At 55.1% G+C, this 12389-nt stretch carries 11 protein-coding genes and 1 pseudogene; 2 read left to right on the forward strand and 10 right to left on the reverse strand.

All coding sequences use genetic code 11. The features are described 5' to 3' along the window. Positions 1 to 19: 19 nt before the first annotated feature. The 3 genes from ubiT to ubiU are packed head-to-tail and all read right to left on the reverse strand — an operon-like array spanning position 20 to position 2382. On the reverse strand, positions 20 to 460 hold the full coding sequence (gene ubiT, locus ACI43T_RS04985) for a ubiquinone anaerobic biosynthesis accessory factor UbiT (RefSeq protein WP_009173884.1): 441 nt from the start codon (positions 458 to 460) through the stop codon (positions 20 to 22). Beyond that, positions 447 to 1364 carry a U32 family peptidase gene (locus ACI43T_RS04990; RefSeq protein ID WP_405385720.1) on the reverse strand — a complete coding sequence of 306 codons (918 nt, stop codon included), beginning with the start codon at positions 1362 to 1364 and terminating at the stop codon, positions 447 to 449. Before ACI43T_RS04990 ends, ubiT begins: the two co-directional genes overlap by 14 nt. A 10-nt stretch (positions 1365 to 1374) precedes the next feature. Further along, positions 1375 to 2382: a ubiquinone anaerobic biosynthesis protein UbiU gene (gene ubiU, locus ACI43T_RS04995; protein ID WP_314106447.1), complete on the reverse strand. Its 1008-nt coding sequence runs from the start codon at positions 2380 to 2382 to the stop codon at positions 1375 to 1377. Between the two features lie 300 nt (positions 2383 to 2682). On the opposite strand from ubiU, the gene ACI43T_RS05000 reads away from it, so the two are divergent. Beyond that, complete coding sequence (locus ACI43T_RS05000) at positions 2683 to 4668, forward strand: site-specific recombinase (protein ID WP_377080725.1); 1986 nt, start codon at positions 2683 to 2685, stop codon at positions 4666 to 4668. Positions 4669 to 4776: 108 nt separating this feature from the next. On the opposite strand, the gene ACI43T_RS05005 is transcribed toward ACI43T_RS05000, so the two are convergent. From ACI43T_RS05005 to ACI43T_RS05030, 6 genes and pseudogenes are all read right to left on the reverse strand, one after another. After that, complete coding sequence (locus ACI43T_RS05005) at positions 4777 to 5307, reverse strand: hypothetical protein (RefSeq protein WP_377080727.1); 531 nt, start codon at positions 5305 to 5307, stop codon at positions 4777 to 4779. A gap of 13 nt (positions 5308 to 5320) precedes the next feature. Then, positions 5321 to 5665: a nucleolar protein gene (locus ACI43T_RS05010; RefSeq protein WP_377080729.1), complete on the reverse strand. Its 345-nt coding sequence runs from the start codon at positions 5663 to 5665 to the stop codon at positions 5321 to 5323. A gap of 197 nt (positions 5666 to 5862) precedes the next feature. Then, the gene (locus ACI43T_RS05015; protein WP_377080731.1) at positions 5863 to 7791 is read right to left on the reverse strand and encodes an ABC-F family ATP-binding cassette domain-containing protein; all 1929 of its coding nucleotides are present in this window, start codon (positions 7789 to 7791) and stop codon (positions 5863 to 5865) included. Positions 7792 to 7921: 130 nt separating this feature from the next. After that, positions 7922 to 8851, reverse strand: a complete 930-nt coding sequence (locus tag ACI43T_RS05020; protein WP_377080733.1) for a CobW family GTP-binding protein — start codon at positions 8849 to 8851, stop codon at positions 7922 to 7924. Next, positions 8839 to 9312, reverse strand: a complete 474-nt coding sequence (locus ACI43T_RS05025) for a Fur family transcriptional regulator (RefSeq protein ID WP_314106454.1) — start codon at positions 9310 to 9312, stop codon at positions 8839 to 8841. The genes ACI43T_RS05020 and ACI43T_RS05025 overlap by 13 nt, the downstream gene beginning before the upstream one ends. A gap of 44 nt (positions 9313 to 9356) precedes the next feature. Further along, positions 9357 to 10183: pseudogene (locus ACI43T_RS05030) on the reverse strand (SDR family oxidoreductase). A 147-nt stretch (positions 10184 to 10330) separates the two neighbouring features. On the opposite strand from ACI43T_RS05030, the gene ACI43T_RS05035 reads away from it, so the two are divergent. Next, positions 10331 to 10792: a c-type cytochrome gene (locus ACI43T_RS05035; protein WP_405385721.1), complete on the forward strand. Its 462-nt coding sequence runs from the start codon at positions 10331 to 10333 to the stop codon at positions 10790 to 10792. A 112-nt stretch (positions 10793 to 10904) separates the two neighbouring features. Here ACI43T_RS05035 and ACI43T_RS05040 read toward each other — a convergent pair whose 3' ends face one another. Next, a complete protein-coding gene (locus ACI43T_RS05040; protein WP_405385722.1) occupies positions 10905 to 12185 on the reverse strand; it encodes a malic enzyme-like NAD(P)-binding protein in 1281 nt (426 codons plus the stop codon). Between the last annotated feature and the right edge of the window lie 204 nt (positions 12186 to 12389).

The raw sequence follows: 12389 nt of genomic DNA on the forward strand, positions 1-12389 counted from the left end.
GTCGGTATGTTCCCAGTCTCTAAGAAGAAGCTCCCTTGTTCAGAAACCAGCCTCCAAACGGCCAATCGACGCTGTCGAGCAGGTTTTTGGTTATCAGGCCCAGCTCGGTGTCGCCTTCGATTTGCAGCTTGCGGTTGAAAAACAAGGTGTCGGGGTCTTCTTCGCGCATCATCATGCGCATGAAGTCGATGCCGTTGGCGGCAAGCCGCAAATCGGGCGTGCCGTTGAAATTATCGTCGGTAAATTTTTGGTTGTCGGCACTGAAACGGACTGTGATGCCCGCATCCAGTACTTCAATTTCGAACCTCCTTCCGGCGAAAAGTTCCATATCGGCAGGCAGCAGCCCTTTTTTCAACATGGCGTTCAACGCCGACACCAGTATGAAACGCGGCGGTTTGCCGGGCAGTTTCGCGCCGATTCTGCCCATCCATTTCGGCAGTACGATTTCAGGCAGCGCCATAATATTCCTCCTTTACGGCTTCGATACCGGGCAGTCCGCGCCAATAGCCGTCCACCAGCGTGCCGGCGGCCAGTTTTTCCAATTCGGGCCGTACGTCCGCCCATGCGGCTTTGCCATCCAACACGTCGCGGTGCAGGCGGATGATTTCGGTCATGCCGTGCATCTGCGGTGACAGGCGCAGCATATTCACGCTGATTTGCCGCAAATCTTCATGGTGCGGCAGCAGGTTTTGGCAGCCGTAAGACATGGTTTGGATACCGTTGATGGTTAAAAACGGTTTGCCTTCGCGGGTATTCATATCCATGCCTTGTTCGTAATCGAGGCAGCGGAATTCGCAGCCGTCTTTGTTCAGGTTGTAATGCCGCGCGGTAAAGCAGCGCGACGAATAGGCAAGCGGCATTTTGCCCCAGGCGAAAAGTTCGGTTTCGATGCCGTCTGAAACGGCGGCGATGGCGGCAACCTTGTCTCGGCTCAACTCGGACGGCGCAATCCAGCGGAACGTACCCAGTTTGCGGAATACGTCCAGCGTGGATTCGTTGTAAATATTCAGGCTGGCACCGGCGACAAACGGGATGCCGTGTTCGCGCGCCAGCTTGACCGCGCCCATGTCGTTGGCTTCGACTTTGAATTTGTCCTGTCCGGTGATTTTGCGCAGGCGTTTCAAGTCGGATTCGCTCTCAAGCAGAACCTGCGACGAAAGGATGATTTCCTTGCCGCTGTCGGCCAAGTCTTCCGCCAGCCCGAACCAGTCGGCAAAGCGCATTTTCTGGCGGCGCGAGCACACCACTTCGCCCAAATAAACCGTGTCCACCGGCGCATCCAGCATGGAAGCGTAAAATTCCAACAGCGCTTCCTTCTGCCAGAAAAACAAAACCGGCCCCAACGATAATTTCATTGGATTCATCCTTTTCCCCTTATTTCCACGGGCGGCTGTACGCGCCCAAAGTAGTCTGATGCCCTTCCGAAACTTTGCTCAAAGCATTGTTCCATAGCGGATTGACTTTGAAATGCTCCGGATTGGCGGCGGCCGCATCCAAGGCCTGACGCAGCGATTTGGTTACTTGCGCCGTGTACATCGGGCTGCGCTGGCGGCCTTCTATTTTGATGGCGGAAACGCCGATTTTGATGAGTTCGGGCAACATTTCCAAAACATTCAGGCTGGTCGGTTCTTCCAGCGCGTAATACGTTTCGTCGTTCACCTCGAAACGGCCTTTGCACAGGGTCGGATAACCGGCCGGTTCGTCCGGTTTGTACTGGTCGATCAATACCTGATTCAGCCGCACGTTCATACGGTCGGGAAGCTGCTCCCAGCGCACGGCCTTCGCCGGCGAACACACGCCCTGCATATTCGGCGATTCACCCGTCGCATAACTCGATAAAATGCAGCGCCCTTCCACCATGACGCACAAACTGCCGAAACCGAACACTTCGATTTCCACATCGGTATTGTCGATAACGTGTTTGACCTGATCCACGGTCAACACGCGCGGCAACACGGCGCGGCGGACGCCGAACAGCTCCTTCATCATATTGATGGCCTCGTAATTGGTGGCCGACCCCTGCACCGACATGTGCAGCCGCAGGTTCGGATACCGTTCCGCCACATAGGCCATAACGGCGGGGTCGGCGACAATTACCGCATCCGCGCCAAGCTCTGCCGCCGTATCCACCGCGGCATACCAGCGCGCCACCTGCCCGGCCTGTGCGAACGTATTAATCGCCATCAGCACATTGCGTCCGCGCGCATGGGCGTAGGCCACGCCCTCCCGCGCCGACTTCATGTCGAAATTCAAACCGGGGAAGTTACGCGCATTGGTCGCGTCTTTCAGCCCCATGTATACCGTGTCCGCACCGTTGTCCACCGCCGTTTTCAGAGCGGGCAGGTTACCGGCGGGACAAACCAATTCGGGAATTTTCCGCATTTCGTGTTCCTTGTCCGGCGACGGAATACCGTCGCCCATCAATCAATATTTTGTATTAATCCGACTATTTTATTGATTAAACACACAAAATATAATGACTTAAATCAAACCGCAAAATCCGTTTTGACAAAAGCATATCGCTTACAAAATCTTAACGGTTTTTATTTTTTATATATTTCATACGCTTAAAATTTTTAACTAGTTCAAATAGTCAATACTTGATTTATAATTTTATTTATTGCATTTATTAATTTTTACAATCAACTTGGCTCATACCGTGTTCTATGAAATAATGAAGACATGAAAAAACTCACTTCACAAAACCTCGGCCCGATGTTGGCCGAACATCTGCCTGATACCGATTTTGTTTTAATACTCAACGCACTAATAGAATTTCTCCGCCAAGGGGGCAAAAAACGGGCCTCAGTCCGATTCAATCTGCTCCTCAACTCCCTCGAACAAGACGAAAACCTTTGCCGGCAATTCAGCCAACGCTTTTACGGTTGGTTGGCGCAAGTTCACGTTTACCCCGCCTTGGTAAAACTGGGTATATTTTCTCGCCACAGCTTTACCCGCGAAATGAGCATCCGCATCTACGAGCGGTTCAGCCCTTCCTACAAAGACTTCGGCAATCTGCGCGAAGTCTTCCTGTATTTGTTCCACTCCGAAAACGACGAAAAATGGTTGCAGCAGATCAGTTTGAAACAATGGCTGGCGCTTTCCCGGCTGCTGCGCCGGCATACCGACGCGGCCCTGCTTCAGACGGCCTCAAGGCAGCTTGTGCAGGCAAGGCTGCGCGCGATGGAAATGCTGGCGATATGGATTGCCTCCGAGGCGCTCGAACCCGATTTAATCCGCCTCGCGCCCAAACTGCTGGAAGCCGATTCCGCCTTCGTCGCCTTACAACGGGAAACGGCAAAACTGACCGAACACTATTGCAACGATACCGCCCCCTACGACACCGCCCACCTGGAGGTCATGTTCGACCAATGCCGCACGCAGATTGACTACCTGCGCCGCCGTGGGACGGGCGCCGGTTCCGGTTCGTCGGTCAAGGTGGCGCACCTGCTGGAACGTTTGCAACAGACTTTGGACCGGCTGAAACTGCTCATCGACATCCAAACCCACCCCGAAAACAACCGCTTCAAACTCACCCTGCTGCACTCGCTGACCTATGCCGCCGTAGAGCAGTACAGCACGCGCTACCTGCGCAGAAGCAGCATCAGGATGCTGGCAAAAAGCATCACCGAAAACAAAAGCCAGCACGGCGAACACTACATCACCCGCAACAAGCGCGAATATCTGAATATGTTTTTTTCCGCGGCGGGCGGCGGCATTCTGATCGCCCTGATGGCGCTGCATAAAATCCATATCGGCACGCTCGGTTTCGGCCAGTTCGCCACATCCGTATTGTCGGGTTTGAACTACGGCATCGGTTTTATGCTGATACACATGCTGCACTGCACCGTCGCCACCAAACAGCCCGCCATGACCGCCGCCAGCTTTGCCGAACAGGTCGAATTGAACGAACGCGGCCGCGCGGTGGAAAACAAGCTCGCCAAGCTGCTGATTGACGTGTGCCGCTCGCAAAGCGTGGCCGTGTTCGGCAACGTTACGATTGCCATCCTGCTGGCCTGTATCGTTTCCGCCGCCTATGCCGCCAACACTCAGCAGCCGCTGTTGGACGCCCATACGGTCGCTTATCAGATGAAATCGGTCGACATCATCACCCAGCCGACCCTGTGGTATGCCGCCATTGCCGGACTGTGGCTGTTCTGTTCGGGCATCATCGCCGGATTTTTCGACAACCGCGCCGACTATCTGGATTTGCGCAATCGGCTGACCATCAACCCGCTGCTGCGCAAAATCATGCCCGCCAAAGCGCGCCACGCTTTCGCCGCCTATATGCACCGGCATTACGGCTCGCTGACGGGCAATTTCATTTTCGGCATGCTGCTGGGCATGACCGGATTTTTCGGCCACCTGCTCGATTTGCCGCTGGACATCCGTCATGTCGCCTTCTCATCGGCCAACTTGGGTTACGCCGTTGTCAGCGGCAACTTGGGCGCCAAAGCGTTCTTATTGGGGTTGGCAGGCGTGCTCGCCATCGGCGCGGTGAACCTTATGGTCAGCTTCACACTGGCCCTGTTCGTCGCCCTGCGCTCGCGCGGAACCAAAATCAGCAGCATTTCCAAGTTACTCAACAGCGTGTGGGCGCAGATTAAAGCCAATCCGCTGCTGCTGGTTTATCCCGTGCAGGCCAAAGACGGGCAGGAAAACAAATAACGGCGGATGCGTTTGATTTGACCCGCTTAAATAAACGGAGAGGCCGTCTGAAAACTCAGTTTCAGACGGCCTCAAGCCCATCAAACGAGGCAACTGCCCCGCCCTGCGCTACATCCTGCCCAACTCGCGCTGCAAGGCTTGAATGTTTTGCTGGCGGTCGAGGACGGAACTTTGCAGTGTACTGATCTGCTGCTGGTCGATGCTGCCGCCTTTCGCGCCGCGCGCCTGCGCGAGGGATTTCTGAGCGTCGGAGAGCGCTCTGCGTTCGTTGGCCAGCTCCTGCTCCAGAATGGCGCGGCGGGAACTGTTGCCGGGCGATTTCGGCGCGGCGATAACGGGAGCCTGCTGCACCGGCTGGGGCTTCGGCATACCCACCCTTGCCGCGCTGCGTTTCTGTACGGGACGGTATTGCGGTTCCGGCTGGGTCCGTATTTCAGACGGCATCGGACTGTCGTAACGGCTGCTGCTGTAACGCCCGATGGACGGCAGATCGGCGGAATGGCAGTTGCCCGATGCCCGCGAGGTGTACACGATTTCCCCGTTGATTTCGCAAGTGTAGATTTTCGAACCGGCCTCGGCTGACTGCGCCGCGGCCAAGGCGAGTACCGCCGCAAAAGAAGTTTTGAATAAAATGTTCATTAACGTCGTCCGTTCAGTTGTCTGTTGCCGGGAAACCGGAATAGCCGCGGCCTTTTTCAGACGGCCTCTTGTTTTTCGCCGGAATGGGCCTCGTTTCCCGTCCGCTGCGCCTGCTTTGTCCGGCCGCTTTCGTTTTGCGTTTCTCCGGCTTGGCTTTCGCTTCTTTCAAACGGTAGCCTTGGTAGCTGCCGATACGCGGCAAATCGCCTGCTTCGCAAGCAGACGTGCGTTCGGAAGTATAGGTTTTGCCGCCCGAAGCGGATATGCAGGTATAGACGGCCGCCGCCGAGTATGGCGGCAGCCCGAGTACGAATGCGGAAGCCAGCAGGCATCCGCTTGATTTGATTATCGAAGACATATTGTTTTCCGTGTGTCAGGCGTTTTCAGACGGCCTTTTTATATGGCTGTGTTCGGATATTGCGTTGATTTTTAACTATCGTTATCAGTTATGTAAGTTCGTTACCGCTATCGTTCGCGCCTACGCGGCGGCAATGACGAAAAGTTAAATTTCAGCGATATCCAAACACAGTTTTTGATATTTTTTGCGGCTGCCGGTCAGAGGGCGGTTTGGGCGTATTGCGCGTCAATCTGCGCCAGAACCTGCTCCAATTCTTCCTGCCAGCCGAGCCAGCTTTCTTCTAATTCGGATAATTTTACTTTAGTTTCCGCAAGCTGCGCGAGGGTCTGCTGCAATTTGGCTTTATTGGCATCGGAATAGGTGTCTTCCTGTGCCAAAAATGCTTCACAGGCCGTCTGAATTTCGCTAAGGGCGGCCATCTCTTTTTCGACTTGGTCGATTTTCTGCTGCAAGGGTTTGCCAAGGCGGGCTTTTTCTTGACGGATTTGCGCTTCGACGCGCTTGGCGTCTTTGCGGTTGCGGCTTTGCGCCGAAGCGGTGGGCGTGGCGGCGGCGTTTTCTTGTGCCAAACGGTAACGGCGGTAGTCTTCCAAATCGCCGTCAAACGTTTTCAGACGGCCTTGTTCTATCAGCAGGAAGCTGTTGGTGGTGGCTTCGAGCAGGCTGCGGTCGTGCGAGACGACAATCAGCGCGCCTTGAAAACTTTGCAGTGCGAGCGTGAGTGCGTGGCGCATGTCCAAATCGAGATGGTTGGTCGGCTCGTCCAGCAGCAGCAAATTAGGTTTCTGCCACACAATCATCGCCAACGCCAGCCGCGCCTTTTCGCCGCCGGAAAACGGTTCGGTTTTCTGCAGGGCGGCATCGCCGACAAAGTTGAAGCTGCCGAGGAAGTTGCGGATTTCCTGTTCGCGCACGTCGGGGCTGAGTTTTTGGATGTGCCACAGCGGGCTTTGGTCGGGACGCAGGGTGTCGAGCTGGTGCTGGGCGAAATAACCGATATTGAGCTTGTCCGAGCGGACAATCCGGCCGGACAAGACATTCAGTTCGCCCGCCAGCGTTTTGATAAAGGTTGATTTGCCGCTGCCGTTTACCCCCAAAAGGCCGTAACGCGCGCCACTTTCCAGCGACAGGTCGATGCCGTGCAAAACAGGTTCGCCGCCATAGCCCAAATCGGCTTTGTCCAGTTGCAGCAACGGGTTGGGCAGGTGGGCGGGGCTGTCGAATTCAAACGAAAACCCGCTGTCGAAGTGTGCCGGCGCGATGCGTTCGAGCTTGTCCAAGGCCTTCATGCGGCTCTGTGCCTGCACGGCTTTGGTGGCCTTGGCTTTGAATCGGTCGATAAAGGATTGCAGGTGTTTGATTTGCGCCTGCTGTTTGAGGTAGGCCGCCTGTTGTTGTGCCAGGCGGCGGGCGCGTTCGGCCTGGTAAAAATCGTAATTGCCGCCGTAAAGCGTGAGCTTTTGATCGGAAAGTTCGACGGTCTGCGTCGTGGTGGCGTTGAGGAAATCGCGGTCGTGCGAAATGATGATTTGGGTACAGGGCAGGCCGGACAGATGGTTTTCCAGCCATAACACGGTTTCCAAATCAAGATGGTTGGTCGGTTCGTCCAACAGCAGCAAATCGGCGCGGCACATCAGCGCCTGCGCCAGATTGAGGCGCATCCGCCAGCCGCCGGAAAAGGATTTAACCGGCCGGCCGTGTTCTTCTTGGGAAAAACCCAAGCCGCTTAACAGTTTGGCGGCGCGGGCGGGCGCGCTGTAGGCATCGATTTCCTCCAATTTGGCATGATATTCGGCCTGTTTCATGCCTTCGTTTTTCGCTTCGGCTTCGTGTAAGGCCGTCTGAAAAAGCTGCAATTCCCCGTCGCCCTGCAAAACATAATCCTGCGCGGATATGTCCAGCGCGGGCGTTTCCTGCGCCACCGACGCGAGCTTCCAATGCGCCGGCAGTAACACATCCCCGCCGTCTTGCGCGATTTCACCCTTTATCAAGGCAAACAGGCTGGACTTGCCGGTACCGTTTCTGCCGACAAGCCCGACACGGCGCTGCGGACTGACAGTCAGATTGGCTTTATCAAGCAGCAGCTTGCTGCCGCGTTGCAGGGTCAGATTTTTGAGTTCTATCATTTTTAAGAAACGCAGGCTGTAATACAAAAGGCTGCATTTTACCCGAATATGGAAAGGCCGTCTGAAAGCGGATTTTTCAGACGGCCTTTTAGTTATGTCAATCCTCTATGCAAACTCATTCCAAATAATCTTATCTCTCCAAAGCCTCTTGCAGTTTCTTCTCAATCAAATCCGCGTCAAACGACTTGGCAATCAGCTCGAAGCGCGAGTCGCGCCGCCATGAGACTTGGTTGGCGCCCCATTGCCCGTCCACCCAGTTGAGCCACACCCATGTGCCGAGCACTTGGAACACGCCTTTGGCGCGGACGAGGCCGTCTGTGAATTTGGGTAGGTCGTTGAAGAAGTTGGTCAGTTTTTCGCCGTCGAAATCGCGTCCGGCGGGGAATGTGAAACCTTGCGACTGGAAGCCCATCGTGTTGTCCGGCAGGGCTTTGAGGCGGTAGCGTGATTTTTCGATAACGGGAATATCGAGCCATTGGATGTCGAGTTGTGCGTTTTGGACTTCGACCACTTTGGCTTTGGGCGGAAACAGTTTTGCCGCTTTGTCGTGAAATTCGGCAAGCTGTTCGGGGGTGCATAAATCGGTTTTGCTGGCGACCAATACGTCGCAGATGCCGATTTGGTCTTTATACAACGCCTGCTGCGCGTAATCGGGGTTGATGAACTGGCGCGGATCGACGACGGTAAAGACGGCGCCGATTTCCAAAAGGCTGTCCAGCGGTTTGGCTTTCAATTCGTCGATGACGCTGGCGGCGTGTGCCAGTCCGCTTGCCTCAATCATCAGGCGGTCGGGCTTGGCGTCGCGCAGCATTTTCTGCACGGTTACGCCCATTTGCGGGCCGGCGGTACAACACAAACAGCCGCCGGCGATTTCTGCCACGGGAATGCCGTTGTCGCTCAATACCGCGCCGTCAATACCGATTTCACCAAACTCGTTGACGATGATGACCCATTTCTCGTTCGGATCTTTCTGCTCCATCAGGCTTTTAAGCGCGGTGGTTTTGCCTGTTCCCAGAAAACCTGAAATCAGGTGGACTTTGGTTTTTTTCACTTCTGACATTTTTTACAGATTCCAGTTAAAACAACATGTTCTTCTTTCAGCGCAAAGCCGCTTTCGGCAACGCCTGCGCGCAATGCCGCCCATTCGTGACTCAGGGTTTGCTCGTCCGCCGTGCCGCATTCGGTGCAGACCAAAATAAACGCGCTGTGGTGTGCTTCGGCTTCTTCGTGGTCGTGGCACTGGTCGTCGCACTCGTGCTGCGCGTGGCTGCACAAAATATAGCCGTTGACCGCCGCCACTTTGTGCAAAACGCCCTGCTCCGCCCAAAAATCAAGGGCGCGGTAGGCCGTCGGCGGCGCAACCACGCCCTCGCTTTGCTGCTGCATCTGCGACAAGACGTTGTAGGCTTTAATCACGCCGCTTTGCTGCAAAACGATATCGAGCACCTGCTCGCGCAAAGCGGTTACCTGTACGCCATCACGGCGTGCCTGTTCAAGGATTTTTTGTTTGATTGTGTCCATAAAATTGCTTTCAGACGGTCTTATGCCTGTTTTCCAACTTAGGTTCACTTAAACCAAGATTTGATTTTGGCAAACAGCGAGGTGCTCTGTTTTTCGAAACTTTTTCCGGTTCGGGAGCGGGCGGGATTTCGCGGACGACGGGCAGTGCGCCGAAACTCTGGGCCACGGGCATGATTTCTATGGTGTTGACGTTCATATGCGCGGGGCGGCGGTATAGCCACAGGGCGGTGTCGGCGATGTCTTCGGGGCGGATAAACCGTATGTTTTCATATACTCCGGCGGCACGCTCGTCGTCGCCCTTGAAACGCACATTGGAAAATTCGGTTCCGCCGCACAGGCCCGGTTCGATGTCGGTAACGCGGATGCCCGTGCCTGCGAGGTCCGCGCGCAGGTTGAGGCTGAATTGGCGCACGAAGGCTTTGGTCGCGCCGTAAACATTGCCGCCGGGATAAGGATAGTTGCCGGCAATCGAACCGATATTGATGATATAGCCGCTCTTCCTTTCGACCATCTGCGGCAGGATTTGGCGGGTCAGGAAGGTCAGGCCGACGATATTGGTCTGAATCATGGTCTGCCAGTCGGCGAAATCGGCTTTGTCGGCGCTGTCCAAACCCAAAGCCAATCCCGCGTTGTTAATGAGGCAGTCGATTTCTTTGAAGCCTTCGGGCAGGCTTTGCAGCGCGGCGGGAACGGACGAGGTGTCGGCCACATCCATTTGCAGCGGGTAAAAGCTGCCGCCCAATTCTTCCGCAAGGGCCTGTAGTTTCTCCATACGGCGGGCTGCGCCGACAACATTAAAGCCTGCCGCGGTAAAGGCGCGGCACATTGCTTCGCCGAATCCGGCCGAAGCACCGGTAATCAGAATCGCCATATTGTTTTCCTTTCGTTTTTAATATGATTTCGGGTATCATAGCCGGCTTGCACATGCCCGCACCCAAGCGGGAAGTTTTTTCAGACGGCCTCTGAACCCGTTTATAAATAATGATATAAATCATACCATCACAAGGAAATCCAAACCATGAAAATCAAAAAAACGCCGTTTGTTCCGGCACTGGCCGCCGTCTTCATACTCTGCGCCTGCGGCGGCGGGCAACCCGCGCAACCAAAAGGCCCGATTTCGGAAGACCGTACCGCCGCGTTCAAATCCATGATGCCCGAATATGTCAGCATGAGGAAAATGATCAAAGGCGACGAGGTCTACCAGGTGGAAAAATTCAAGCAGGCGGCGGCGGTGTTTGCGGAAAGCAGTAAAAAACCGTTCGAGCATTTCCAGTCCGACCCGCAAGGCAACGGCGAAGCACTGCCCGCCGTCTGGCAAAATCCGGAAAAATTCAAGGCGGCGGAAGAAAAATTCCGTGCCGCAGTGGAAAAGCTGAATGAAAAAGCACAAGGCGGCAACCTGGAAGAAATCAAGGCGGCCTACGGTGAGGCGGCCGCAAGCTGCAAGGCCTGCCACGACTCTTTCCGCATGAAGGAATAGCAGCGGCCGACAAAGCCGCAGCGTATGTAAAATATATAAATTGATACCGAAGAGGCCGTCTGAAAACCTGTTTCAGACGGCCTCCTGCTTTATTTCGCCTTACCCTGCCGGATTAGCGCTGCATGGCTTCCAGCTTGGCGGCGTAGGCAACCAAATCGGCAATCGGACGCGTCGCCACGCCGCTTTCCATGGCGGCTTTGGCTGTGGCGGCCGCCACGCGGGAAATCAGGCGGCGGTCGAACGGGGTCGGAATCAGGTAATCCGCGCCGAATTCGAATTTTTTGCCGTAAGCGGCAATCACTTCTTCACTGACTTCTTCCATCGCCAAATCTGCCAGTGCATACACGCAGGCCAGTTTCATCTCTTCGTTGATGGTGGTCGCGCCGACATCCAACGCGCCGCGGAAGATAAACGGGAAGCACAATACGTTGTTTACCTGATTTGGGAAGTCGGAACGGCCGGTGCCGATGATCACATCGCTGCGGGTTTCTTTCGCCAGCGGCGGCAGGATTTCAGGATTCGGGTTGGCCATGGCGAACACGATGGGTTTGGCGTTCATGGTGTTCAGCATTTCGGGCGTCAGCAGGTTCGCGCCGGAAAGGCCGAGGAAAATGTCTTTGCCTTTGACGGCATCGGCAAGGACGCGCTGACCGTTGTCTTCAACCGCGTAGAATTTTTTGGACTCGTCCATGCGGTCTTTGTCTTCGCGGGTTTTGTAAATCACGCCTTTGGAATCGCAGACGGTAATGTTTTCGCGTTTCAAACCCAGCGCCAGAAGCTGGTTCAAACAGGCAATCGCCGCCGCACCCGCGCCGGAGCAAACCAAAGTCGCCTCTTCAATGTTGCGGCCGGTAAAACGCAGGGCGTTCAATACGGCGGCGGCGGTGATGATGGCGGTACCGTGCTGGTCGTCGTGGAATACGGGGATTTTGCAGCGTTTGCGCAGTTCGCGTTCGATGTAGAAGCATTCGGGCGCTTTGATGTCTTCGAGGTTGATGCCGCCGAAAGTCGGCTCCAGCGCGGCGATGATGTCTACCAGTTTCTGCGGGTCTTTTTCGTTGATTTCGATGTCGAACACGTCCACACCGGCGAATTTTTTGAACAATACGCCTTTGCCTTCCATCACGGGTTTGCCGGCCAATGCGCCGATGTCGCCCAAACCCAAAACGGCGGTGCCGTTGGAGATGACGGCGACCAAGTTGCCTTTGGCGGTGTATTTGTAGGCGTTTTGCGGGTCGGCATGGATTTCCATACAGGGAGCGGCGACGCCCGGAGAATACGCCAATGCCAAGTCTTGCGAAGTGGACAATGATTTGGTCGGCGTAACGGAAACTTTGCCCGGAACGGGAAATTCATGAAAACGCAGTGCGGCTTCCTTTAATGATTCTTCCATCTGGATATCCTGTGAAATGTAATGAAAGGTTCAGGCCGTCTGAAACCGTGCTTCAGGCGGAACGGATTACACAACAAAGGCTTGCGGCACTCCGCCTGCCGGTTCGGAACCGAAACGCCAAACGAAACCAAAAGCCTTCCCCGCCTGCCGCGGGGTGTGTAATTTCGTGTAATTTTAACATGGCGCGTGTTCCGCGAATACAGG

The sequence above is a fragment of the Neisseria oralis genome (genome assembly GCF_045062685.1).
Taxonomy (GTDB): Bacteria; Pseudomonadota; Gammaproteobacteria; order Burkholderiales; family Neisseriaceae; genus Neisseria; species Neisseria oralis.